Annotated in this window: 19 protein-coding genes; 11 read left to right on the top strand and 8 right to left on the bottom strand. The window is 71.2% G+C overall.

Translation table 11 applies throughout. The features are described 5' to 3' along the window. The first annotated feature begins 107 nt into the window (after nt 1-107). The gene (locus ACIBCK_RS20680) at nt 108-932 is read left to right on the top strand and encodes an SGNH/GDSL hydrolase family protein (RefSeq protein ID WP_399392133.1); all 825 of its coding nucleotides are present in this window, start codon (nt 108-110) and stop codon (nt 930-932) included. 45 nt (nt 933-977) lie between these two features. Here the strand turns inward: ACIBCK_RS20680 and ACIBCK_RS20675 are convergent, their stop codons facing one another. Continuing rightward, a complete protein-coding gene (locus ACIBCK_RS20675) occupies nt 978-2,669 on the bottom strand; it encodes a serine/threonine-protein kinase (RefSeq protein ID WP_399392316.1) in 1,692 nt (563 codons plus the stop codon). A gap of 488 nt (nt 2,670-3,157) precedes the next feature. Between ACIBCK_RS20675 and ACIBCK_RS20670 the strand changes: the two genes are divergently transcribed. Further along, nucleotides 3,158-3,424, top strand: a complete 267-nt coding sequence (locus tag ACIBCK_RS20670) for a hypothetical protein (RefSeq protein WP_351165136.1) — start codon at nt 3,158-3,160, stop codon at nt 3,422-3,424. Nucleotides 3,425-3,624: 200 nt separating this feature from the next. Continuing rightward, nucleotides 3,625-5,352, top strand: a complete 1,728-nt coding sequence (locus tag ACIBCK_RS20665; protein ID WP_399392131.1) for an amidohydrolase — start codon at nt 3,625-3,627, stop codon at nt 5,350-5,352. A gap of 28 nt (nt 5,353-5,380) precedes the next feature. On the opposite strand, the gene ACIBCK_RS20660 is transcribed toward ACIBCK_RS20665, so the two are convergent. Both ACIBCK_RS20660 and ACIBCK_RS20655 read right to left on the bottom strand, forming a co-directional pair. Next, the gene (locus ACIBCK_RS20660; RefSeq protein WP_399392129.1) at nt 5,381-6,163 is read right to left on the bottom strand and encodes an ABC transporter permease; all 783 of its coding nucleotides are present in this window, start codon (nt 6,161-6,163) and stop codon (nt 5,381-5,383) included. Nucleotides 6,164-6,224: 61 nt separating this feature from the next. Beyond that, a complete protein-coding gene (locus ACIBCK_RS20655; protein WP_399392127.1) occupies nt 6,225-7,163 on the bottom strand; it encodes an ATP-binding cassette domain-containing protein in 939 nt (312 codons plus the stop codon). A gap of 63 nt (nt 7,164-7,226) precedes the next feature. Here ACIBCK_RS20655 and ACIBCK_RS20650 point away from each other — a divergent pair, with 63 nt between their 5' ends. Then, complete coding sequence (locus ACIBCK_RS20650) at nt 7,227-7,937, top strand: TetR/AcrR family transcriptional regulator (RefSeq protein ID WP_399392125.1); 711 nt, start codon at nt 7,227-7,229, stop codon at nt 7,935-7,937. Between the two features lie 354 nt (nt 7,938-8,291). Here the strand turns inward: ACIBCK_RS20650 and ACIBCK_RS20645 are convergent, their stop codons facing one another. Genes ACIBCK_RS20645 through hmgA form a run of 3 tightly spaced genes read right to left on the bottom strand, consistent with a single transcriptional unit; the run spans nt 8,292 to nt 11,660 of the window. Then, the gene (locus ACIBCK_RS20645) at nt 8,292-9,500 is read right to left on the bottom strand and encodes a type ISP restriction/modification enzyme (protein ID WP_399392123.1); all 1,209 of its coding nucleotides are present in this window, start codon (nt 9,498-9,500) and stop codon (nt 8,292-8,294) included. A gap of 15 nt (nt 9,501-9,515) precedes the next feature. Beyond that, on the bottom strand, nt 9,516-10,265 hold the full coding sequence (locus ACIBCK_RS20640; RefSeq protein WP_399392121.1) for a GntR family transcriptional regulator: 750 nt from the start codon (nt 10,263-10,265) through the stop codon (nt 9,516-9,518). Nucleotides 10,266-10,313: 48 nt separating this feature from the next. Further along, nucleotides 10,314-11,660: a homogentisate 1,2-dioxygenase gene (gene hmgA / locus ACIBCK_RS20635; protein ID WP_399392313.1), complete on the bottom strand. Its 1,347-nt coding sequence runs from the start codon at nt 11,658-11,660 to the stop codon at nt 10,314-10,316. Nucleotides 11,661-11,762: 102 nt separating this feature from the next. Between hmgA and ACIBCK_RS20630 the strand changes: the two genes are divergently transcribed. The 7 genes from ACIBCK_RS20630 (at nt 11,763) to ACIBCK_RS20600 (ending at nt 21,730) form a co-directional block, all read left to right on the top strand. Next, on the top strand, nt 11,763-12,395 hold the full coding sequence (locus tag ACIBCK_RS20630) for a TetR/AcrR family transcriptional regulator (protein WP_399392119.1): 633 nt from the start codon (nt 11,763-11,765) through the stop codon (nt 12,393-12,395). A gap of 122 nt (nt 12,396-12,517) precedes the next feature. Next, on the top strand, nt 12,518-14,770 hold the full coding sequence (locus tag ACIBCK_RS20625; protein ID WP_399392117.1) for a molybdopterin-dependent oxidoreductase: 2,253 nt from the start codon (nt 12,518-12,520) through the stop codon (nt 14,768-14,770). Nucleotides 14,771-14,891: 121 nt separating this feature from the next. Beyond that, the gene (locus tag ACIBCK_RS20620; protein ID WP_399392116.1) at nt 14,892-16,346 is read left to right on the top strand and encodes a CitMHS family transporter; all 1,455 of its coding nucleotides are present in this window, start codon (nt 14,892-14,894) and stop codon (nt 16,344-16,346) included. After that, on the top strand, nt 16,346-17,584 hold the full coding sequence (locus ACIBCK_RS20615; RefSeq protein WP_399392114.1) for an MFS transporter: 1,239 nt from the start codon (nt 16,346-16,348) through the stop codon (nt 17,582-17,584). Before ACIBCK_RS20620 ends, ACIBCK_RS20615 begins: the two co-directional genes overlap by 1 nt. 62 nt (nt 17,585-17,646) lie before the next feature. Next, the gene (locus tag ACIBCK_RS20610) at nt 17,647-19,035 is read left to right on the top strand and encodes an aldehyde dehydrogenase family protein (protein ID WP_399392112.1); all 1,389 of its coding nucleotides are present in this window, start codon (nt 17,647-17,649) and stop codon (nt 19,033-19,035) included. 36 nt (nt 19,036-19,071) lie between these two features. After that, nucleotides 19,072-20,154, top strand: a complete 1,083-nt coding sequence (locus ACIBCK_RS20605) for a Zn-dependent alcohol dehydrogenase (RefSeq protein ID WP_399392110.1) — start codon at nt 19,072-19,074, stop codon at nt 20,152-20,154. Nucleotides 20,155-20,374: 220 nt separating this feature from the next. Further along, nucleotides 20,375-21,730, top strand: coding sequence for an MFS transporter (locus ACIBCK_RS20600; RefSeq protein ID WP_399392108.1), 1,356 nt, complete (start codon nt 20,375-20,377; stop codon nt 21,728-21,730). Here ACIBCK_RS20600 and ACIBCK_RS20595 read toward each other — a convergent pair. Then, a complete protein-coding gene (locus ACIBCK_RS20595) occupies nt 21,696-22,739 on the bottom strand; it encodes an urea transporter (protein ID WP_399392106.1) in 1,044 nt (347 codons plus the stop codon). The two genes, ACIBCK_RS20600 and ACIBCK_RS20595, sit on opposite strands and share 35 nt — an antisense overlap. Before the next feature lie 93 nt (nt 22,740-22,832). Next, nucleotides 22,833-23,483, bottom strand: a complete 651-nt coding sequence (locus ACIBCK_RS20590) for a TetR/AcrR family transcriptional regulator (RefSeq protein WP_399392104.1) — start codon at nt 23,481-23,483, stop codon at nt 22,833-22,835. Nucleotides 23,484-23,520 lie beyond the last annotated feature (37 nt).

Here is a 23,520-nt window from a genome sequence, read left to right as displayed (position 1 = left end):
CTGCGAGGGCAAGGGAATTGCAGGAGAACTCATTGACATGAGCACTACCGACGCCCTGGGGGGAGTGGTACCACAGTCGTGGCAGAAATCCTGCTAAGGGAGGTTCCATGAGATTGTCCCGAATCACGGCATACGCTTCCTCACTCCTCCTCGCCACCGCCTTCGCCCTCACCGGGGCCACAGCGGCTCAAGCGGACCAGCAAACCGACCAACAGGCCGCCGCCACCGGCTATGTGGCGCTCGGCGACTCCTACTCCTCCGGCGTCGGAGCCGGCGGATACGACAGCGGCAGCGGCGACTGCAAGCGCACCCCCCGCGCGTACCCCGCGCTCTGGGCGGCCGCCAACTCACCCTCCAGCTTCCACTTCACGGCTTGCTCGGGCGCCCGTACGGGTGACGTGCTGGCCAACCAACTCGGCCCGCTCGGCTCCGGAACGGGCCTCGTCAGCCTCTCCGTGGGCGGCAACGACGCCGGCTTCGCCGACGTCATGACGACCTGTGTGCTCCAGTCCGAGAGCAACTGTCTCGCCCGGATCGCACAAGCGCGCAGTTACGTCGAGACGACGCTCCCCGGCAACCTCGACCGGGTCTACTCGGCGATCAGCGCCAAGGCACCGGCCGCCCAGGTCGTCGTGCTCGGCTACCCCCGCTTCTACAAGCTCGGCGGCGGCTGCCTCGCCGGCCTCTCCGAGAAGGAGCGCGGCGCCATCAACAGCGCCGCCGACTTCCTCAACTCCACGACCGCCAAGCGCGCCGCCGACCACGGCTTCACCTTCGGTGACGTGGCCTCCACCTTCGCCGGGCACGAGATCTGCTCCGGCAACCCGTGGCTGCACAGCGTCAACTGGACCAACATCGGCGAGTCCTACCACCCCAAGGCCGCGGGCCAGTCCGGCGGCTACCTCCCTGTGTTCAGTGCGGCGGCGTCCTGATCCACCCCTCCTGATCCACCCCCTCCTGATCCACTGTGTACGGCCCTACTCGTTCGGCGCATAGGAGGAGGCCCCGCCCGTCGGGGTCTCCTCCTCGCATGTCACGGAGTACGCAACTGAGTTCGAGTCGGCCTTCACCGGGCTGCGCACCTCCACGCTGATCTCGTTCTGATGCGTGGAGCCCGGTTCCCCGTCGACCGTCTCCGTGTGATGCACCTGCTTGGTCCTCCCCCCGCCGGAGGCGAAGCTGAGCGTCTTCCAGCCGGGGTCGCTCGGCTCGCCGGAATTGGTCACCCAGCGGTAGTCGACGGTGACCGGGACCCGCCCCACGGTGAACGTCGCCAGGAACGCGGGTGCCTGCCCGGCGGCCGGCGGACAGGCACCGCTGTACTCCGTGTTCGCGCCGGTGACCGAGACCTTGACGGACTGCGCCGGGTGCGTGGTCGTGCCGCCGCCGTTGCCGCCACCGCCGGTGTTGCCGCCTCCGCCGCCACCGTCCGTGGAGCCGCCGCCGGTGGAGCCGCCGTCACTGCCGCCGCCGTCGCCCGACCCGCCGCCGCCGTCGCCGCCGTCCGACGTGCTGCCGCCGTTCTTGCCGCCGTCGGAGCCACCGCTCCCGTTCCCGCCGCCGTCACTTCCACTGCCCTCGGAGGCCCCGCTCGTGGTGCCGCCCCCGCCCCCGTCGTCGCGGTTGGCCAGGGCGTAGATGAGTCCACCCAGGGCGAGCGCCAGGGCGACCAGGCCCGCGGTGAGGACGAGGGCCGTGCGGCGCGAGCGTGACACAGGAGCTGTGGTGGTCGTCGTGACGACGGGCTCTTGCCGGTACGGAGGAGGCGGAGGCGGCGAGGGCGCTTGCTGGTGTTGATGTTGCTGCTGTGATGTGACGGTCGGCATGTACGGAAGGGGCGTCGCCACCTGCGGGGTGCCGCCCGCCGCGACGAGCCGCAGTTGGTTCTCCGCATCGGCGGCGGAGATCCGGGCCGCGGGGTCCTTCCGCAGCAGCCCTTCGATGACCGGGACCAACGGCCCCGCGTTCCTGGGCGGGGGCAGCTCCTCGTCGACGACCGCGCGCAATGTACTGAGCGGGGTGTCCTGCCGGAACGGCGAATGGCCCTCCACGGATGCGTAGATCAGCACGCCCAGCGACCACAGATCCGACTCGGGCCCCGGGCGCTGCCCCAACGCCCGCTCCGGGGCCAGGAATTCGGGTGAGCCCACCACCTCACCCGTCATCGTGAGGGCCGAACTCCCCTCCACCATGGCGATCCCGAAATCGGTGAGGACGACACGGCCGTCGTTCGCGATGAGTACGTTGCCGGGCTTGACGTCGCGGTGCAGGACCCCGGCGTCATGGGCCGCGCGCAGGGCGGCCAGCACCTCGGCGCCGATACGAGCGGCACGCTTCGGGGCCATCGGGCCCTCGGCGTCCAGGACGTCGGACAGGGAGAGACCCCGCACGATCTCCATGACGATCCACGGACGCCCGTCCTCGCTCGCCACGTCATAGACCGTCACCACATTGCGGTGCGGGATACGGGCGGCGGCCCACGCCTCGCGCTCCAGGCGGGCGTACAGCCGGTCGACCTCGCCGGCCGGGAGCCCCGCGGGCGCGCGCACTTCCTTGACGGCGACCTCGCGGCCGAGGACTTCGTCGCGGGCCCGCCAGACCGTGCCCATGCCGCCCTCGCCCAGCGGGGCGAGCAGGCGGTAGCGCCCCGCGATCACACGCTCGTTCACGCTCACGGGGGTCCCCCATCCGCAGCCGTGCGATTCTCCACAAAACTACCTCAACCGAGCCCGGTTGCCGCCCCCTTGGGAAGCGGTGCGTGGCCCGACGCGGCCGGAGCCGCACCCGAGGGCGCCCGCCGCTCCGCACGCGCCCCCTCGCACGCGCACGCTTCTTGTCTCCGTCGCACGCAGTGAGATCGCCCACGTCCCGGCAGCTGTACGCCGACGCTGCTCGACGGCGAAACGCCCGCCACCAGCGAGGACCCCCGTGCGTTCGCCGTGTCACTCACCGTGACCTTCGCGCCGGACGGCAGCTCAGAGAGGCCCAGTAACGCCCCGCTTGTCCAACTCGCCCTGGAATCAGTTGGATTCGGAGAGTAATCGTCAACCGCCTTACGGGGTAGGTGAATCCTGTGACCGGGATACACGAGTGTCGTGATGGGGCGATAGGGTTAACCTGCCCTGGGCCGGGTGCCCTCGTACGGGTGGGGAGTGACATGGAACAGATAACGGTGCGCAGCAGGGCGCGTGTCCCTGCGATCACCTGCGGGAGCAGCGCGACCAGCTCGCGTCTCGACCGCCATCTCTCAGTGCTGGGCGGCCCCGCCGTTCCGCAGCGCGAGACGGCGGAAGCGACGCTGCTGATGCGTGAGCTGACCTCACGGGGTGCGCATGATCACAGTGGCCGCGGTGCACGTGTGCGGAGGGTCTCCCTCTTCGCTCCCTTGCGCAGGCTGCGGCGGTCGCTCTTTGGGGGTCGCTGACCACGGGTGGTCGGGGGTTCGGGCCGCCGCTCAGCGGCGGATTGCTCCCACCCACCCGCCCCTTCCCTCTCCTTACGCGTCACTCATTACGTACCCCTCGTAACACCCGTGTCATGCGCACCTGTTGACGCCGCAACTTTCCGGCCCCAGTGTGGCTGGTCGATTGGCCGATACACCCAACCTCACCCCCGGAGGTGCGCGTGTGTGACCTGCACGATCAGCATGAGCATGAAGCACTCCCCGCGAGCGGCCCGTCGCTGAGCCGCCGCCACATCATGCAGCTCCTCGGCGCGGCCGGTGTCACCGCCGGTGTCATGACCGCCGACGCCGACCCGGCGATGGCCGCAGGTGCCGACGACAGCCCCGCCGCCTACGAGGCTCCCGGAGACCTCGCGGCCGACACCCCCGCCAAGCGCGCGGCGCTCGACTGGATCACCTCCCACGACGACCGGATCACCGGCCTCAACGCCGAGATCTGGGACCACGCCGAGCTGTCCCTGCGCGAGTGGAAATCGTCCATCGCCGAGGCCGAATTCCTCGAACGGGCCGGATTCGACGTGCAGTTCGGCACCGCGGGATTCCCGACGGCGTTCACCGCGACGTTCACGCACGGCAAGGACGGCCCGGTCCTCGGCTTCAGCGGGGAGTACGACGCGCTGCCCGGCCTCTCGCAGAACAAGGGCGTGGGCCACCACGATCCGCGCGAGTACATCCACGATCCGTTCGCGCCCAGCTACGGCCCCGGCCACGGCTGCGGCCACAGCGCGCTCGGCACGGCGGCGGCCGCCGCCGCGGCGGCCGTCGCACAGGCCGCGAAGAAGCACCGCCTTCCCGTCACCGTGAAATTCTTCGGCTCCACGGCCGAGGAAGCGCTGATCGGCAAGACGTACGCCGTCAGCAAGGGGGTGTACGACGGACTCGACGCGTTCCTGGACTGGCACCCCTCGACGGCCAACGCGACCGGCTGGGGCACCACCACCGCGATGACCGCCGTCACCTTCACCTTCCTCGGCGTGGCAGGCCACGGCGGCACCCCGCTCGGCAACAAGTCGGCGCTCGACGCCGCCGTGATGATGGCGACGATGTCGGAGTTCCTGCGCGAGGAGAACCTCGCGCCCAGCGGCCGTCTGCACTGGGTGATCAACAACGGCGGTGACATCCCGAACGTCACCCCGGAGATCGCCGAGATCTCGTACTACGTACGCGAAGGAAGCCCCGCCCGCGTCAAGGTCCTCCTGGACAAGGTGATCGCCGTCTCCGAGGCGGCGGCCAAGGCGTCCCAGACGACCGTCCGCCACCGCGTCACCTCGGCCTGCTGGAACCAGCTCCCGGCCAAGGCCTTCGCCGAACTCCTGCACGCGAACATGCGGGAGATAGGCCCGCCCCGATTCACCGACGCAGCGCATGAGTTGGCCAAGGAGCTCCAGGAGTCCCTCGGTCTCCCGCAGAAGGGCATGCACGACGAGATCGGCGAGCTGACCCCGCCCAACCCGGTGTTCATGGGCGGCGGTTCGACGGACGTAGCCGACATCAGCTGGAACGTCCCCACCGTCTCGATGGGCGCCGCCCTCGCCCCCATCGGCACCAAGATGCACACCTGGTCCACCGCCGCCTGCGCGGCGGCGGCCCCCGGCCAGGCCGCGGTGATCGCCGCGGCGAAGTACCTGGCGGCGACGGCGGTCGACCTGATCACGCAGCCCGAACGCCTGAAGGCGGTCAAGGACGAGTTCAAGGAGCGCACGAAGGACGTCAGTTGGCGGACCGCCCTGCCGGACGGTTACGAGCCGCCGATGTACGAACCTCCGGCGTGGTTCCTGAAGAAGACGGGCCAGAAGTGGCCGCCGCCGAACATCACATGGCCGCCGAAGCGGGTGGTGTCCCAGGAGAAGTTCTCCTCGCTGGGGCCGGAGCTCGCGCCCCAGAAGTAGGCCGCCCGCGGCAACTTCGGCAGTCCGTTCACCGTCCGCCGCGCGTGTACCGGCGGACGGCGAGCGGCACGCACACGGCGAGCAGCACGAGCGACCAGAGGACCGACCCGGCCACGGGATGCGCCACCGGCCAGGCGGCGTCCGTCGGCACGGCCGCGTTGCCGAACAGCTCACGCACCGCCGTGGCGACCGCGCTGATGGGGTTCCACTCGGCGACGGTGCGCAGCCACCCGGGGAGCCCATCGGTGGGGAGGTACGCGTTCGAGAGCAGCGGCAGCATGAACGTCGCGCTGCCCAGCTGCCCCGCCGCTTCCTCGCTCTGCGAGGCGAGCCCGAACAGGATGCCGACCCAGGTCGTCGCGAACCGGAAGAGCAGCAACAGGCCGAAGGCGGCGAAGGCTTTCAGAGGCCCGCCCTCGATCCGCCACCCCATCGCGAGCCCGACGAGTATCAGCGGCACGAGCCCCACGGCCGTGGTCAACAGGTCCGCGACGGCCTGCCCGAGCGGCACGGCCGAGCGGCTCATCGGCATCGTACGGAACCGGTCCATGACGCCCCGGTGGGAGTCCTGGGCTGCGGTGAACATGCCGGTCATGATGCCGTTCGCTGCGGTCGCGACGAGCATGCCCGGAACGAGGTAGGCGCGGTAGTCGGAGCCGGGCATGGCGAGGGCGCTGCCGAAGACGTAGCCGAAGAAGAGCAGGAACACGATGGGCAGCGTCTGCGTCATGACGAGGATGGCGGGCGCGTGCCTGATGCGCTGCAGATGCCGGCCGAGGATGGTGGTGCCGTCGTAGAGGATGACGCTCAAGGGGAATCCCTTCGGGGCAATCGGGTGGGTGGGCGGGAAACATCCGCCGCGAAGCGGCGGCCTAGGAAACACGAGCGACGAGCCGCAGAAACACCTCGTCAAGCGTCGGCGCCCGCAGCGTCGCGTCGACGACAGGCACCCCGGCGGCATCAAGCTCCCGTACGACGCGCGGCAGCGTGAGCCCGGAGTCGAGAGCGACAACCCCGGCGGTACGCCGCTCGGCATCCAGGACGGGCTCGGCCCCGGTGAGCTGATCCAGGACGACCGCGGCAGCGGCCAGCGCCTGCTGGGCCGAGTCCTTCGGGAGGACCACCTCGACGTAACTCCCGATCTGCGCCTTCAACGCGGCCGGCGTCCCGCGATGCGCGACCCGCCCCCCGTCGATCAGGACGACGTCGTCGGCAAGCTGATCCGCCTCCTCCAGATACTGCGTGGTCAGCAGCACGGTCGTCCCCTCGGCGGCCAACTCCCGCACCGCGTCCCAGATGCCGTTGCGGCTGTGCGGATCGAGCCCGGTGGTGGGTTCGTCGAGGAAGAGCACCCGAGGCCGCACCAGCAGACTTGCCGCGAGGTCCAGCCGCCGCCGCATGCCACCGGAGTACGTCCGCGCGGGTCGGTCGGCTGCGTCCGTGAGGCCGAACCGTTCGAGCAGCTCATCACCCCGCGCCCGCGGAGCCCGCAGCAGTCGGGCGAAGAGCCGCAGATTCTCCCGCCCCGTCAACTCCCCGTCGACGGAGGCGTACTGCCCGGTCACGCCGATGAGCCCGCGCACCGCGGCGGCATCCCGCACCACGTCGTGCCCCGCCACGAACGCCCGTCCGGCGTCCGGGGTCTGGAGCGTGGTGAGCAGGCGCACGGCGGTCGTCTTGCCCGCCCCGTTGGGGCCGAGCAGCCCGCAGACGGTGCCCTCGACGACGGCGAGGTCGAGGCCCCGCAAGGCGTGCACGTCACCGAAGCGCTTCTCCAGACCTTCACTAAGTACAGCGTACGTAGAAGTCATGTCCGCACCGTACCCCACTACGTACGCTGTACGTAACTAACATGGTGAGCGAGGTGATGATCAATGGCGGGCCGAGCGGCCGAACCGGAAGTGATCTGGGCGCGCCCCGAGCGTGCGGGCCGCGGCCCGAAGCCCGCGTACAGCAGGGCGGACATCGCGGCGGCCGCCGTCCGCATCGCCGACGCGGACGGCATCGACGCGCTCTCCATGCGCAGGGTCGCGGCCGAACTCGGCTGCGGCACGATGTCGCTCTACAACTACGTGCCGCGCAAGGAAGACCTGAACGAGCTGATGGTCGACGCGGTGAGCGGTGAGTACGAACTGCCGGCCGGGCCGCCGGGCGGCGACTGGCGCGCCGAGATGCTGGCGCTCGGCCGCCAGACGCGCGGGATCATGCGACGCCACCCGTGGCTGCCGAGGATCATGTCGGCGCTGTACGGCTTCAGCCCGAACGCCCTGCGCTACTTGGAGCACTGCCTGGGCGCCCTCGAAGGGCTCGACGCGCCGTACGGCACCAAGATGGAACTGATCGGCATGATCAACGGCTCGGTCATGACGTACGTCGTCAACGAGTTCGCCATGGCGGAGCGCGCGCGGGCACTGCCGTGGTCGGAGGAGCAGGAACAGCGGGCGCGGCTCGCGTACCTCGCCGGCCAGGTCGCGGGCGGGTCCTATCCGCGGCTCGCGGAGGCACTGGCGGAGGGGCCTTCGCCCGGGGACGCGGACGAGCTCTTCGACCGAATGCTCAACCGCCTCCTGGACTCGTTCGCCTAGCCTTCCTGGCCCGCCCCGAAGGGGCGCGGGGAACTGCGCGCTCAGCCGCGGCCGGGCTGCGGGAGGGCGACTGGGTGCTCTGGCCGTTCAGGTGGCGCTCGGGCCAACTGGCCCAGCGGGGGGAGTGCTCCGAAGGGGCGCGGGGAACTGCGCGCGCAGCCACGGCCGGGCTGTGGGAGGGCGACTGGGTGCTCTGGCCGTTCAGGTGGCGCTCGGGCCTACTGGCCCAGCGGGGGGAGTGCTCCGAAGGGGCGCGGGGAACTGCGCGCTCGGCCGCCGTCGGGGCGCGGATAGGCGACGGGAGTTGGCCGGCGAGGTGCGCGAGTCGCGCCCGCCGGGACGGCCCCGGTTCGGTCAGAGGAGGGCGAACTGGCCGCCCGGCCCCTCCTCGTGGTGGTCGAGCACCGACGCGGGGCGCCGCGCGGCGTCCGGCGCGGGGAGCACGCCCGCCCGGCGCAGCGCCGACGCCGTGACCCGGGAGCCGAGGTCACCGGTCAACTCCGCTCGCAGCGGTTGGAGTTCCGCGAGGAGGGCTAGCGCCGTGATGAGCTCAAGCAGCTCGGACGTCCAGGCCTGCGGCCACTCCGCGGGCCGGATCGCTTCCAGGGCTTCCGGGGAGCCCGCCTCGCCCGTCTCCGTACGCCGTGCGAACCACAGCTCAAGGACCCGCACCCCGCTCACCTCGAACTCCCACGCCTCCCGCGGCACCGGAGAGATGCGGCCCGCGTCCACACACAGGGCCTCCTCGTCGGCGTCGTACGAGATCTCCGCGGGGCGGGCGGGGAACGGCGCCCGTACGTAGGGCCGCCGGCCACCGGGAAGCTTCGGCCGGGCGCCGTCGCCGCGGGCCTGGAGCGCGAGGATGCGGCGCCCCAGTTCCGTGCCCCGCGTCCAGACGTCGGCGTCCGAGGTCAGCGGCACCCGGCACCCGCCCGGCGAAGCCTCCGCGACGGTGAGCGTCCAGGCCAGCAGGTCCACGGCACCGACGTCCAGGCCGAGCGCGGCGGAGAGGTGGGCGAGCAGACCGGGCGCCGCATTGGGTTCGAGGCCGCCGGGGCGGCGGAACAGCGGACGGATGCGGCCGGGCCGCCCGGCGGGGGAGCGCCCGTCCGGCAGCACGGCGGACGCAAGGACCGCGGGGCCCGTGGAACCGGTGACGTGCCCCTGCTCGACGAGGTACAGCTGGCCCTCGCCCGCGACCCGCCACAGCTCCGGGCGCGCGGCGTCGATGAGCCGGTGGTCCGGGATCAGCCACTGCTCGTCGAAGGGGCCGTGCAGGACGCGCACCGGCTCGGGGCAGGGCCCCGACGCGGCGGCCAGCGGGACCGTCGCGCCCTGGTGGCCCGGGAGTTGGGCGACCGCGGTGTGCAGGGTGCGCGTGCGCGAGGGGGAGAGCAGCCGCTCCCGCTCCGCCGTGTCCGCCTGCACGAAACGGGCCCAACGGGCTTTGAGGGATGCGGCGTCAGGGCCCATCGGCCACCCGCGGCCCGGCCGGAGCGGTGCGACGGACCACGGCATCAGGTCGGCGAGCAGCGCCGCTTCGTCGTGCGTCACGCCCGGCATCGTACGTCGAGACCCTTACGTCGCGTCGAGGGTGACCGTGAAGGAGAAGCGGTCGCCGCGGTAGTGGATGCGCGCCACGTCCAGGGCGCGTCCGTCCTCGTCGTACGTGATGCCGGTGTAGTGCAGGATCGGGCTGAGCAGCGGTACTTCGAGGAGGCGGGCCGTCTCCGGGTCGGCGAGCGTGGCCTCGACGGTGTCTGTTATGCGGCTGATGCGTACGCCCACCACATCGCGCAGGACCTTCGTCATGGGCCAGCGCGTCAGGTCGTCGAGGTCGATGCGTTCGGCGAGCTCGGGGCGGATGAAGTTATGGGCGTGATTGGTCGGTTCGCCCGTCTTCTCGTCGCTGCGCAGCCGGTGGTACGTCGCCACCTCGGCCAGATCCGGGAAATGCTCGGCCAGTTCGCCGGAGACCGGAGCGGTGCCGTGCGCGAGCAGCCGAGTGCTCATGCCCGACTGCTGGGCCACGATCGCGTCGACGGAGCCGAGCAGCCGGACCGGCGAGCCGCGCTGGGCGCTGGGCTCGATGAATGTGCCGCGCCGCCGGTGCCGGGTGATCAGGCCCTCGTCCTCCAGCTCCTTGAGCGCCTGGCGCATGGTCAGGACGCTCACGCCGTAGTGCCCCGCGAGCTGCTCCTCGGTGGGCAGCCGGAGCGGGGCATCGGGCGTGCGGCCGAGTATCGAGGCGCGCAGGGACTGCGACACCTGATACCAGAGCGGCAGTTTGCGATTCAGGACGATCGAGTCCGGGGCGAAAGCGGTCACGGTCTCTCCGAATCAGTCCGAGTCTGTCGCATCGGCTTCGAAACGGGGTCAGTTTCGAAAATGGCGCTCCAGACCCTCCCACACATCGTCGTATCCGCGCTGCAGATGGGCGGCCTGAGCTGCCTGTTCGGTCGCCGTCACCGGCCAGCGCGTCTCGAACATGAAGGCAAGCCCGTCGTCGATCTTCTGCGGCTTCAGCTCGGCGGCGGAGGCCTTCTCGAAGGTGTCGCGGTCGGGGCCGTGCGCCGACATCATGTTGTGCAGCGAGCCGCCGCCGGGCACGAAGCCCTCCGCCTTGGCGTCGTACGCGCCCTCGATCAGGCCCATGTACTCGCTCATCACGTTCCGGTGGAAGTACGGCGGTCGGAAGGTGTCCTCGCCCACCAGCCAGCGCGGCGCGAAGACCACGAAGTCGACGCCCGCGAGGCCCGGGGTGTCCGACGGCGAGGTGAGCACCGTGAAGATCGACGGGTCCGGGTGGTCGTAACTGATGGTCCCGATGACGTTGAAGCGGCGCAGGTCGTACACGTACGGGACGTGGTTGCCGTGCCAGGCGACGACGTCGAGCGGCGAATGGTCGTAGGTCGCCCGCCACAGGTTGCCGCAGAACTTGTTCACGACCTCCACCGGGCGGTCGACGTCCTCGTACGCGGCGACCGGAGCCCTGAAGTCCCGTGCGTTGGCGAGGCCGTTCGCGCCGATCGGGCCCAGGTCGGGGAGCTGGAACGCCGCCCCGTAGTTCTCGCACACGTACCCGCGGGCGGTCTCGTCGAGCAGTTCCACCCGGAAGCGCACCCCGCGCGGAATCAGCGCCACCTCACCCGGCTCCGCGCGCAGCAGGCCGAACTCGGTGCGAAGGAGCAGACCGCCCTGCTCGGGTACGACGAGGAGTTCGCCGTCCGCGTCGCTGAACACCCGCTCCATCATGGAGGAGTTGGCGTGGTAGAGGTGCACGGCCATGCCGGTGCGCTGGGTGGCGTCCCCGTTGCCGCCCAGCGTCCACAGGCCCGCGAGGAAGTCCGTGCCGGGCGCGGGCACCGGGAGCGGGTTCCAGCGCAGCCGGTTGGGGTCGGGCGTCTCGGTGAACGGCGCCGTGCGGATCGCGCCGTTGTCGATACGGGTGAACGCCGGGTGCGCGGCCGAGGGGCGGATGCGGTAGAGCCACGAGCGGCGGTTGTGGGCGCGGGGCTCGGTGAAGGCGGTGCCGCTCAGCTGCTCCGCGTAAAGGCCCAGGGGAGCGCGCTGGGGCGAGTTGCGGCCGTGCGGCAGGGCGCCGGGCACCGCCTCGGAGCTGTGTTCGTTGCCGAAGCCGGTGAGGTACGTCAGTGCCTCCGCCGTCTTGCGCGGGTCGTTCGCGTCCGCACGTCCGGCGTCGCTGGTGTGTTCCCGGCTCATCATCGCTCCCTCGTCAACGATTCCTATGGGTCACCGTAGGATTCACGTTTTCCTTCCGCAAGGGGGATCCATGGATGTGAACAATGCTCTACTCTCCCGGGGATGCCCCACCGTGATCAGAAGAAGCCGCCGCCGCCCCCGAGAACCCTGCGCCGCGTGCCCGTGCAGGAGCGCAGTGCCGAGCGGCTGACCCGCATCCTCGACGCCTGCGCCGACCTTCTCGACGAGGTCGGGTACGAAGGTTTGAGCACCCGCGCCGTCGCCACCCGCGCGGGCGTGCCGATCGGCTCGGTCTACCGCTTCTTCGGCAACAAGCGGGCCATGGCCGACGCCCTGGCCCACCGCAATCTCGACGCCTACGGGGAGCGCGTGGCGGCCCGTATGGCCGGGGTGGAGCGCGGTGACTGGCGCGGCGCCGTCGACGCGGCCTTCGACGAGTACCTCGCCATGAAACGGAGCGTCCCCGGCTTCGGCCTGGTCGATTTCGGCATCCCATCGGCGCCCGACGCGATGCCCGACGCCAACTCGGACGTCGCCGAACGGGTCGCGGGACTGCTCGCGGCCCACCTCGACCGGCCGCTGGACAAGAAGCTGCGCCGCACGGTGCTCGTCGGCGTCGAAGCGGTCGACGCCGTCCTCCAACTCGCCTTCCGCGCACACCCGTCGGGCGATCCCGACCTGATCGACGAGACGCGGGCCCTGCTGCACTCCTACTTCGCGGGGTCGCTGGACTGACACCGGGGGCATCCGCGACGGCGGTTTCGCGCTCTGACCCTTCGCGGGTCCTGACGCCATGCATACCGGTCGGTATGGTGAGAGCGCACGTGCGTTGTAGCCGCCGCCCCGGAGGGTCCTCCATGCCCAGCACCGCCCTGCGTATCTGCCCCCTCTGCGAAGCCACCTGCGGGCTCACGCTCACCATCGAAGGGGCCGCCGACGGCGCGCGCGTGACCGGTGCGCGCGGGGACCGGGACGACGTCTTCAGCCGCGGCTTCATCTGCCCCAAAGGCGCTTCCTTCGGAGAGGCCGACTCCGACCCCGACCGCCTGAAGCACCCCCTCGTACGCAAGGACGGCGTACTCCAAGAGGCAAGCTGGGACGAGGCGTTCGACGCCGTCGCCGCAGGTCTTCGCCCCCTGATCGAGCGGCACGGGCCGCAGGCGGTCGGCGTGGTGCTCGGCAACCCGAACGTGCACACCATGGCGGGCGGCCTCTACCCGCCCGTGCTGCTGAGCTCGCTCGGCACCCGCAACATCTTCACCGCGAGCACCGTCGACCAGATGCCCAAGCACGTCTCCAGCGGGCTCCTCTTCGGCGACGCCTTCGCCATCCCCGTGCCCGACCTGGACCGCACCGGCCATCTGCTCCTGCTCGGCGCCAACCCCCTGGAGTCCAACGGAAGCCTGTGCACCGCCCCCGACTTCCCGGGCAAGCTGAAGGCGCTGCGCGCCCGCGGCGGCACACTCACCGTCGTCGACCCGCGCCGCACCCGCACCGCCAAGCTCGCCGACCGGCACCTCGCGATCCGGCCCGGCACGGACGCGCTGCTGCTCGCGGCCATGACTCATGTCCTCTTCGAGGAGAAGCTCACCGACCTGGGCGTGCTCGAAGACCAGGTCGAGGGCGTCGACGCCGTGCGCGAGGCCATACGTCACTTCACCCCCGACGCCGTCTCCGCGGCCTGCGACGTGCCCGCCGACACCATCCGCGCACTCGCCCGCGAGCTGGCCGCCGCGCCCACCGCCGCCGTCTACGCCCGCGTCGGAGCGAGCACTGTCGCCCACGGCACCCTCACCAACTGGCTCGTCGACGTCCTGAACGTCCTGACCGGCAACCTCGACCGGCCCGGCGGCGCCCTCTTCCCGCTCTCGGCCACCGACCGCGCGCCCCGCCCCGCGGGCCCCGGCAAGGGATTCGCCCTCGGCCGCTGGCACAGCCGCGTCAGCCGGCACCCCGAGGCCAAGGGTGAACTACCGATCGCCGCGCTCGCCGAGGAGATCGACACCCCCGGCGACGACGCGATCCGCGCGGTCGTCGCCGTCGCGGCCAACCCCGTCCTCTCCGCGCCGGACGGCGACCGCCTCGACAAGGCCCTGGCCGCACTGGACTTCATGGTCAGCGTCGACCCGTATCTGAACGAGACCTCACGCCACGCCCACGTGGTGCTGCCACCGCCCCCGCCCTCCCAGAGCGCGCACTTCGACTTCGCCTTCAACGGATTCGCCGTACGCAACCAGGTCCGCCACACCCGCGCCGCACTGCCCCTGGCGGACGGCAGGATGGCGGAGACGGAGATCCTCGCGCGTCTCGTCCTGGCCGCGAGCGGCATGCACGGCGCCGATCCGGCAGCCGTCGATGCCATGGTCATCGACAAGACCCTCGGAAGGGCCGTCACCGAGCCGCACTCCGCCGCGTACGGCCGCGACCCCAAGGAACTGGCCGCTCTCCTCACCGGCGACAGTGGCCCCGAGCGGCGGCTCGACCTGATGCTGCGCCTTGGCCCCTACGGCGACGGCTTCGGCGCACGCGCGGACGGCCTGACCCTGGAGAGGCTCCTCGCCCACCCGCACGGCATCGACCTCGGGCCGCTCGAACCCCGCCTCCCGCAGGTCCTCAAGACGCGCAGCGGACGGGTGGAACTCCTCCCGGGACCGATCGAGGACGACCTGCCGCGCCTCACCGAGGCGTTGCGGACCGCCCCGGACGAGCTCGTCCTCGTAGGACGCCGCCATCTGCGCTCCAACAACAGCTGGATGCACAACGTGCGCACCCTCACCGGCGGCTCCAACCGCTGCACCCTGCACGTCCACCCCGAGGACGCGGCCCGCATCGGCATCGAGAACGGCGGCCACGCGCGCGTGGAGTCCGCCGGCGGCTCGCTCACCGTCCCCGTGGAGGTGACCGACGCCGTGCGCCCCGGCGTGGTCAGCCTGCCGCACGGCTGGGGACACGACCGCCCCGGCACACGCCTCACCGTCGCCGCGGAGAACCCCGGAGCCAATGTGAACCAGCTCCTGGACGGCACGCTCCTCGATCCGCTCTCCGGGACGTCCGTGCTCAACGGCTTCCCGGTGTCCCTGACGCCCCTTGCGCCGGCAGCAACTCGTTGACCTGGAGTTTTGCGCTTATTGCTCACACGTCAACATCTTGTTAACGCTTGAGAACGGGTCCTAACGTCAACCGGACCGCCAGACCTGGTGGGAGTTCGATGGTGAACGTTAGGTAGCCCCCATGCTGACAATCCTCGGATTCGTCATGATCGCCACCTTCCTGGTGCTGATCATGATGAAGAAGATGTCGCCGATCGCGGCACTGGTGCTGATCCCCGCGCTCTTCTGCGTGTTCGTAGGAAAGGGAGCCCATCTCGGGGACTACGTCCTCGAAGGCGTCGGGAATCTGGCGCCCACGGCGGCCATGCTCATGTTCGCCATCGTGTACTTCGGCGTCATGATCGACGTCGGCCTCTTCGACCCGATCGTCCGGGGCATCCTGCGCTTCTGCAAGGCGGACCCGGTGCGCATCGTGGTCGGCACCGCGCTGCTCGCCGCGATCGTCTCGCTGGACGGCGACGGCTCGACGACCTTCATGATCACGGTCTCGGCGATGTATCCGCTCTACAAACGCCTCAAGATGAGCCTCGTCGTCATGACGGGCGTCGCGGCCACCGCCAACGGCGTCATGAACACCCTGCCCTGGGGCGGCCCCACGGCCCGCGCCGCGACCGCGCTCAAGGTCGACGCGGCCGACATCTTCGTGCCGATGATCCCGGCGCTCGCCATGGGCCTCGTCTGCGTCTTCCTGCTCGCTTACGCACTGGGCCTTCGGGAGCGCAAGCGGCTCGGCATGCTCTCCCTGGACGAGGTCCTGGAGAAGGAGACGGCGAACGAGACGGTCCTGGTGGGCGCGGGTGGCGGCACCGGAAACGGCGGGCGCATGTCGCTCACCAAGAAGACCACCGGGGGAGCGGGCGCGGGTTCCGGCACGGACGCCTCCGACGCCTCCGACGCCTCCGACGCCTCCGACGACGCCGACGAGGACGACGGCTTCCAGGGACTCGACCCGAACCGCTCCACCCTGCGCCCCAAGCTCTACTGGTTCAACGCCGGCCTCACCGTGGTCCTGCTCACCGCCATGATCATGGAGTGGCTGCCGATCCCGGTCCTCTTCCTGCTCGGCGCCGCGCTCGCCCTGACCATCAACTTCCCGCACATGCCCGACCAGAAGGCCCGTATCGCCGCCCACGCGGAGAACGTCCTCAACGTCACCGGCATGGTCTTCGCGGCCGCCGTCTTCACCGGCGTCCTCCAGGGCACCGGCATGGTCGACCACATGGCCACCTGGCTCGTCGACGCGATCCCGGAGGGCATGGGCCCGCAGATGGGCCTGGTCACCGGCCTTCTCTCGCTGCCGCTCACCTACTTCATGTCGAACGACGGCTTCTACTTCGGCGTCCTGCCGGTCCTCGCCGAGGCGGGCCAGGCGCACGGCGTCAGCACCCTGGAGATCGCCCGCGCCTCGATCGCGGGCCAGGCCCTGCACATGTCGAGCCCGCTGGTCCCCGCCGTGTACGTCCTCGTCGGCATGGCGAAGGTCGAGTTCGGCGACCACACCAAGTTCACCGTCAAATGGGCCGTGCTCACCTCGCTCGTGGTGCTCGGCTCCGGAATCCTCTTCGGCATCATCTGATGCGATGGACGCCGGTGCTGCCGTCGCCACCGGGCCGCGCCTGGTTGCTGCGCCTCGTCATCGCCTTCAGCTTCGCGCAGGGGGCGGTGTCGATGGCGCGTCCCGCCGTCTCCTACCGGGCCCTCTCGCTGGGCGCCGACGAGCGGGCGATCGGCGTCATCGCGGGCGTGTACGCGCTGCTCCCGCTCTTCGCCGCCGTGCCGCTCGGGCGCAGGACGGACCACGGGCGGTGCGCCCCGCTGCTTCCGGTCGGCGTCGTGCTGATCGCCGGCGGGTGCGCGCTCAGCGGCACCGCGGGGTCGCTCGGCGCGCTCGCCGCCTGGAGCGGCCTGATGGGCCTCGGTCACCTCTGCTTCGTGATCGGCGCCCAGTCGATCGTCGCCCGGCAGTCCGCCCCCGACGAACAGGACCGCAACTTCGGGCACTTCACGATCGGGGCCTCGCTCGGGCAGCTGGTCGGGCCGATCGCCGCGGGCTCCCTCATCGGCGGGGACATGGGCCGTACGAGCGCGCTCGCCCTGCTCGTCTCCGGAGCGGTCGCGGCGGTCTCGCTCACCTCGCTATGGCGCATCGAGCACGCCGGGCCCGCCGGAGCATCGTCGAAGCGCGGGGACCGGGTCCCGGTGCTCGGCATCCTGCGCACCCGCGGTGTGCCCGCGGGGATCTTCATCAGCCTCGCGGTGCTCTCCGCCACGGACATCCTCACGGCCTATCTGCCGGTGGTCGGTGAGCACCGGGGCATCGCGCCCGCGACGGTCGGCGTGCTCCTCTCGCTGCGGGCCGCCGCGACGATCGCCTGCCGGCTCGTGATGACGCCGCTGATCAACCTGCTCGGCCGTACGGCGCTGATCGTGGTCACGTGTCTGCTGGCCGCCCTGCTGTGCGCGGGAGTCGCGCTGCCGGTGCCGGTGTGGGGGCTCGCGGTGATGCTGGTGCTGCTCGGCTTCTGTCTGGGGGTCGGACAGCCGCTGTCGATGACGACGGTCGTCCGGGCGGCCCCGGAGGGGGCACGCTCCACCGCGCTCGCGCTGCGGCTCACCGGAAACCGGCTCGGACAGGTCGCCGCGCCGGCCGGGGCCGGGCTGATCGCCGGGGTCGCCGGCGTGGCGGCGCCGTTCGTGATGCTGGGCGGGCTGTTGCTGGTGGCGGCCGGGCTGGGGCTGCGGCGTGAGCCCGCGAGGCCTACCCAGGACCCACCCCTCCCGACCCCCCTGGTGCCGAAAAACTATCAGCGCTAGTTTGGAGTGGACGACGTGCGGGCGACCATGTGAGTCGTGCGGACGACTACTCGAGGAGTGCGATGAAGGCCCACGACGGCATGTACATCGGCGGCGCCTGGCGGCCCGCCGTCGGCACGGACACCATCACGGTCCTGAACCCGGCCGACGAGCAGCCGGTCGGACAGGTCCCCGCCGGTACGGCGCAGGACATCGACGCGGCGGTGCGCGCCGCCCGCGAGGCCTTCCCCTCCTGGGCCGCGACCCCGCCAGCCGAGCGCGGCGCGCTCATCGGGGCGCTGCGCGATCAGCTGGTCGCCCGCAAGGACGAGATCGCCGAGACGGTGACGGCGGAGCTGGGCTCCCCCCTGCCGTTCTCGGAGATGGTGCACGCGGGCGTGCCGATCCTGGTCTCGGGCTCGTACGCCGAGCTCGCGGCGACATACTCCTTCGAGGAGAAGATCGGCAACTCCACCGTCTACATGGAGCCGGTCGGTGTGGTCGGCGCGATCACGCCCTGGAACTACCCCCTCCACCAGATCGTCAACAAGGTGGCCCCCGCGCTCGCCGCGGGCTGCACGGTGGTCCTGAAGCCCGCCGAGGACACCCCGCTCACCGCCCAGCTCTTCGCCGAGGCCGCGCACGACGCGGGCATCCCCGCCGGTGTCTTCAACCTCGTCACGGGCCTCGGTCCGGTCGCGGGGCAGGCCCTCGCCGAGCACGAGGGCGTCGACCTGGTCTCCTTCACCGGCTCGACTGCGGTCGGCAGGCAGATCGGCGCCACCGCGGGCGCCGCGGTCAAGCGCGTGGCCCTGGAGCTCGGCGGCAAGTCCGCCAACGTCATCCTGCCCAGCGCCGACCTGACCAAGGCCGTCAAGGCCGGCGTCGCCAACGTCATGTCCAACTCCGGCCAGACGTGCAGCGCGTGGACCCGCATGCTGGTGGACTCCGCGCGCTACGACGAGGCGGTCTCGCTCGCGGCGGACGCCGCCGCCAAGTACGGCTCCCGCATCGGCCCCGTCGTCAACGCCAAGCAGCAGGCACGCGTGCGGGGTTACATCGACAAGGGCGTCGAGGAAGGCGCACGCGTGGTGGCCGGCGGCTCCGAAGCACCGCGCGAGCAGGGCTACTTCGTCCAGCCGACGGTCTTCGCCGACGTCACCCCCGAGATGACGATCGCGCAGGAGGAGATCTTCGGCCCGGTCGTCTCGATCATCAGGTACGAGGACGAGGACGACGCCCTGCGGATCGCGAACGGCACCGTGTACGGGCTCGCGGGCGCCGTCTGGGCCGCCGACGACGCGGAGGCGATCGCGTTCGCCCGCCGCATGGACACGGGCCAGGTCGACATCAACGGCGGCAGCTTCAACCCCCTTGCCCCCTTCGGTGGTTACAAGCAGTCGGGAGTGGGACGCGAGCTGGGCCCGCACGGGCTCACGGAGTACCTCCAGACGAAGTCCCTCCAGTTCTGAACCCTCCGCTACCCGCCCTTCAAGGAGTACGTCACCGTGGTCCGCGCCGCTGTTCTGCCCGCCGTCGGCTCTCCCCTGGAGATCACCGAGATCGACCTGCCCGAGCCGGGGCCCGGCCAGGTGCGGGTGCGTCTCGCCGCCGCCGGGGTCTGCCATTCCGACCTGTCCCTGACCAACGGCACGATGCGGGTGCCCGTGCCCGCCGTCCTCGGGCACGAGGGCGCGGGGACGGTCGTGTCCGTGGGTGAGGGGGTCGCGCACGTCGCGCCAGGCGACGAGGTTGTGCTCAACTGGGCGCCGTCCTGCGGCAGTTGTCACGCCTGCACGCTCGGAGAGGTGTGGCTGTGCGTGAACGCGCTCGCCGGCGCCGCCGACGTGTACGCCCGCCGCGCGTCGGACGGCGCCGACCTCCACCCCGGCCTGAACGTAGCGGCGTTCGCCGAAGAGACGGTGGTCGCGGGCAACTGCGTGCTGCCGGCCCCGGTCGGGGTCCCGCTGACGGACGCGGCGCTCCTCGGCTGCGCCGTGCTCACCGGTTACGGCGCCGTGCACCACTCGGCGAAGGTCCGCGAGGGCGAGACGGTGGCGGTCCACGGCGTCGGGGGCGTGGGCCTCGCCACGCTTCAGGCGGCACGGATCGCCGGCGCCTCGAAGATCATCGCGGTCGATGTGTCCCCGGCGAAGGAGGAGTTGGCGCGGTCGGCGGGAGCGACGGAGTACGTGGTGGCCTCCGAGACGACGGCGAAGGACATCCGCAAGCTGACGGGTGGCCAGGGTGTGGACGTGGCGGTGGAGTGCGTCGGGCGCGCGGTGACGATCCGTACCGCCTGGGAGTCCACGCGGCGCGGCGGGCGTACGACGGTGGTCGGCATCGGCGGCAAGGACCAGCAGGTCACCTTCAACGCCCTGGAGATCTTCCACTGGGGCCGGACGCTCACGGGCTGCGTGTACGGGAACTCCGACCCGGCGGCGGATCTGCCGGTCCTGGCGGACCACATCCGGGCGGGGCGGTTCGATCTGAGCGGCCTGGTGACGGACCGTATCGCTCTGGACGGCATCCCGGCGGCCTTCGAGAACATGGTCGCGGGGAAGGGCGGGCGGGCGTTGGTGGTGTTCTAGGCGTTCTCAGCCCGTCCGGCGTTTGAGGACGAACTCGGCGAAGCCGGTGATCGACGGTAGGCATCGGTCCCGGCGGAGCCGGGTTTTCGGGAAGGGGCGGGGTCGGGGAAGGAAACCCCCTGCGTGAACCGTTGACCACATACCCACCGGTCGGTACGGTCCCTGCAATCACACGCCCACCCCCCGTCCCGTCCCCGGACCCACCGGAGTGTGCAACCGCATGGACCCCGCACCGTCCTCCGTAACCCCCCTCTCCGCTCCCGCTCCCGCGTCACCGGCGGACCCCCACCGCCGCAAGGTGGCCACCGCGGCCGCGCTCGCCTCGGCCGTCGAGTGGTACGACTACTTCGTCTTCGGCATCGCCGCGGCCCTCGTCCTCGGCGACCTGTACTTCCCCTCCGGCAGTTCGTCCGCCGGAGTCCTCGCCGCGTTCGCCACCTTCGCCGTCGGGTTCCTGGCCCGGCCCGTCGGCGGCATCATCGCCGGTCACCTCGGCGACAAGCGGGGCCGCAAGCCCATGCTGGTCCTCGCGCTGACCCTGATGGGCCTTTCCACCACGGGCATCGGCCTGCTTCCCACGTACGAGACGGTCGGCATCGCCGCGCCGATCCTCCTCGTCACCCTCCGCGTCCTCCAGGGCATCGCGGTCGGCGCGCAGTGGGGCGGCGCGATGCTGATGGCCACCGAGTACGCCCCCGAGGGCAAGCGCGGCCTCTACGGCAGCCTGGTCCAACTCGGCGTCCCCATCGGCGTGGTGACCGCCAACACGGTCTTCCTGATCGCCGGTGCCGTCACCAGCGAGAGCACCTTCGAGGCGTGGGGCTGGCGGGTGCCCTTCATGGTCGGGCTCCTCGTGCTCGTGCTCGCCTGGTACATCCACACGCGCGTGGAGGAGACCCCCGAGTTCCGCGAGGCGGAGAGGGCACTCGCCGAGAAGGAGAAGGCGCAGAAGGGCGCAGGCGGCGAAGAGGGCAACTCGCCCCTGCGCACCATCCTCCGCCACCACCTCGGCACGGTCTTCCTGGCCGGTGGCTCGTTCGCGGTGAACACCGCCACCTTCTACATCATCATCACCGGCGTCCTCGACTACACCACCCGCGAACTCGACATGAAACGCAGCGCGGTCCTCACCGTCTCGCTCTGCGTCAGCCTCACCCAACTCGCCCTGATCCCGGCGTCCGCCGCGCTCTCCGACCGCATCGGACGGCTGAGGATCTACGCCATCGGCGCCGCGGGGCTCGCGGTCTGGGCCGTGCCGATGTTCCTGCTCATCGACACCGGTTCACTGCTGTGGCTGGCCGTCGGCACCTTCGTCACCAGCTGCTTCCTCAGCATCATGTACGGGCCGCAGGCCGCGCTGTTCGCCGAGTTGTTCACGGCCGAGATGCGCTACACGGGAGCCTCGCTCGGCTACCAGATCGCGGCCGTGTTCGGCGGCGGTCTCGCTCCGTTCGTGATGGTGCTGCTCCTGGAGGCGACGGGTACATCGATGGCCGTCGCCGCCTACATCATCGGCCTCGCGGTGATCGCTCTGATCTCCATCAAGGTGCTTGCGGGGCGGGCGAGTTCGCGCTGACGGCGGCGTTCGTGACCGGCTGCGGCCCCGTCCGGGCCGACGGCGCCGCGGCCGGTTTGCCCAGGCGCGAGAACGACTTCGCCGCCGCCAGGAACGCGAGGGTCGTCAGCACGAACGGCCAGGTGAACGCGTGCCCGCCGGACGGGGCGAGGAGCGCCGTCAGGGCCGAACCCCCGATGGTCGCGGTGGCGGCGCCCACGAGCGCGTACGCGAGGGTGATGCCCCGGACGGGCAAGAAGACGCCGCACAGCGCGAGTGCCACGAGCACCGCGTTGTATCCCATCGTGCCGTCCGCGATCCGCGCGGCCGGCGCCCCGAGCGCGATGGCGGTGCCGATGCCCGTCAGGCTGCCGAGGCAGGCCACGGCACCCGCGCGACGGCTCGCGACGAAGAGGCCGACGAGCACCAGCGCACCGACGTACCACTGCGGCATGAAGAAGATCTGGGCGAAGCCCGCGAGGAACGCCCGCGCCAGATCGGCGGGTTCGATCGCCGTCGGACCGCTCGCCGCCTGCGTCAGCGCCGCCGGGTCGACCCTGTGGTGCCAGACCCGCTCGAAGCCGGGCGCCGCCATCGTCGTCACGCTCGCGAGCAGGCAGTACGGGAGCGTGAGCGAGGGCAGGCCCCAGACGGCGAGGAAATTGCTGGCCGCCGCCGTCACGACCGTGACCACCACGCAGCCCGCGAGGGCGAGCACGGCCGTCGACAGATGCCCGGCGCCGAGGAACACCGCGAAACACAACGCGGTGAGGCAGGCGTTGAAGCCTTCGAGCCCGGTCGTCACCCGGTCCCGCGCCGCCCCGAGGAGCAGCGCCGTGCCCGTACCGACCGCTGTCCCCGCAAGGCCGTAGAGCCCGTACTCCCAGCCCGCCGCGAAGAGCGCCACGCAGAAGAGCGCCCCCGCCACCGCGCTGGGCAGGAAGGTGACCTGCGCCTGGCCCCGCAGGACTTGAGCGGCGAAGACCTGCGCGCCGAAGAGCGGACGACTGGCATCCGTTGAGTGCCGCACGGCTCACTCCCGTGTTACGTCCGTGTTTCCCCCGACAAGACGGATGCACCTTACAACCACCCGCCCGTGTGCCGCGAGACCGCGGTGGGCCCGTCACGCCGTCGGCGCCGCCACCTGCGTGTACTGGAGGGCGAGTCCGTCGAGCAGCGCGCGCAGACCCGCCTCGAACGCCCGCTCGTCGACCTCTTGCTGACGTTCGGCGAGAAGGTGGGCCTGGCCCAGGTGGGGATAGTCGGCGGGATCGTACGCGGTCGCGTCGTCCACGAAGCCGCCCGCGAAGGAGCCGAGCGCCGAGCCCATGATGAAGTAACGCATCAGCGCGCCGATCGACGTGGCCTGCGCGGCCGGCCAGCCCGCGTCGACCATCGCCCCGAACACCGCGTCCGCGAGCCGCAGTCCGGCCGGCCGGCGGCCGGGGCCGCTCGCGAGCACCGGAACGATGTTGGGGTGCACAGTGAGCGCCGCGCGGTACGAGACGGCCCAGTCGTGCAGCGCCGTCCGCCAGTCGCGCTCGTCGGCGGCCTCGAACATCGACAGGTCGACCTGCGCGCTCACCGAGTCCGCGACCGCCTCCAGGATCTCGTCCTTCGTGCGGAAGTGGTTGTAGAGCGAAGGCCCGCTGACCCCGAGCTCGGCGGCGAGGCGGCGGGTCGAGACGGCCGCGAGGCCCTCGGTGTCCACGAGCGCGCGCGCCGTGTCGACGATGCGTTCTCTGCTGAGGATGGGCTTGCGCGGTCGGGCCATGCGGCACATAGTAGGGCTGCCGCAATAAACTAGCAGT

Source organism: Streptomyces sp. NPDC051218 (assembly GCF_044455475.1).
Taxonomy (GTDB): Bacteria; Actinomycetota; Actinomycetes; order Streptomycetales; family Streptomycetaceae; genus Streptomyces.
Note: the sequence above shows the minus strand (reverse complement) of the source record. Positions and strands in the feature narration are given on the sequence as shown.

Bases quoted from the DNA above. Each gene is read 5' to 3' on its own strand.
- ACIBCK_RS20680 (WP_399392133.1), top strand. From the start codon at position 108: ATGAGATTGTCCCGAATCACGGCATACGCTTCCTCACTCCTCCTCGCC.
- ACIBCK_RS20670 (WP_351165136.1), top strand. From the start codon at position 3,158: ATGGAACAGATAACGGTGCGCAGCAGGGCGCGTGTCCCTGCGATCACC.
- ACIBCK_RS20655 (WP_399392127.1), bottom strand. From the start codon at position 7,163: ATGACTTCTACGTACGCTGTACTTAGTGAAGGTCTGGAGAAGCGCTTC.
- ACIBCK_RS20650 (WP_399392125.1), top strand. From the start codon at position 7,227: ATGGCGGGCCGAGCGGCCGAACCGGAAGTGATCTGGGCGCGCCCCGAG.
- ACIBCK_RS20645 (WP_399392123.1), bottom strand. From the start codon at position 9,500: ATGCCGGGCGTGACGCACGACGAAGCGGCGCTGCTCGCCGACCTGATG.
- hmgA (WP_399392313.1), bottom strand. From the start codon at position 11,660: ATGAGCCGGGAACACACCAGCGACGCCGGACGTGCGGACGCGAACGAC.
- ACIBCK_RS20630 (WP_399392119.1), top strand. From the start codon at position 11,763: ATGCCCCACCGTGATCAGAAGAAGCCGCCGCCGCCCCCGAGAACCCTG.
- ACIBCK_RS20625 (WP_399392117.1), top strand. From the start codon at position 12,518: ATGCCCAGCACCGCCCTGCGTATCTGCCCCCTCTGCGAAGCCACCTGC.
- ACIBCK_RS20620 (WP_399392116.1), top strand. From the start codon at position 14,892: ATGCTGACAATCCTCGGATTCGTCATGATCGCCACCTTCCTGGTGCTG.
- ACIBCK_RS20615 (WP_399392114.1), top strand. From the start codon at position 16,346: ATGCGATGGACGCCGGTGCTGCCGTCGCCACCGGGCCGCGCCTGGTTG.
- ACIBCK_RS20610 (WP_399392112.1), top strand. From the start codon at position 17,647: ATGAAGGCCCACGACGGCATGTACATCGGCGGCGCCTGGCGGCCCGCC.
- ACIBCK_RS20600 (WP_399392108.1), top strand. From the start codon at position 20,375: ATGGACCCCGCACCGTCCTCCGTAACCCCCCTCTCCGCTCCCGCTCCC.
- ACIBCK_RS20590 (WP_399392104.1), bottom strand. From the start codon at position 23,483: ATGGCCCGACCGCGCAAGCCCATCCTCAGCAGAGAACGCATCGTCGAC.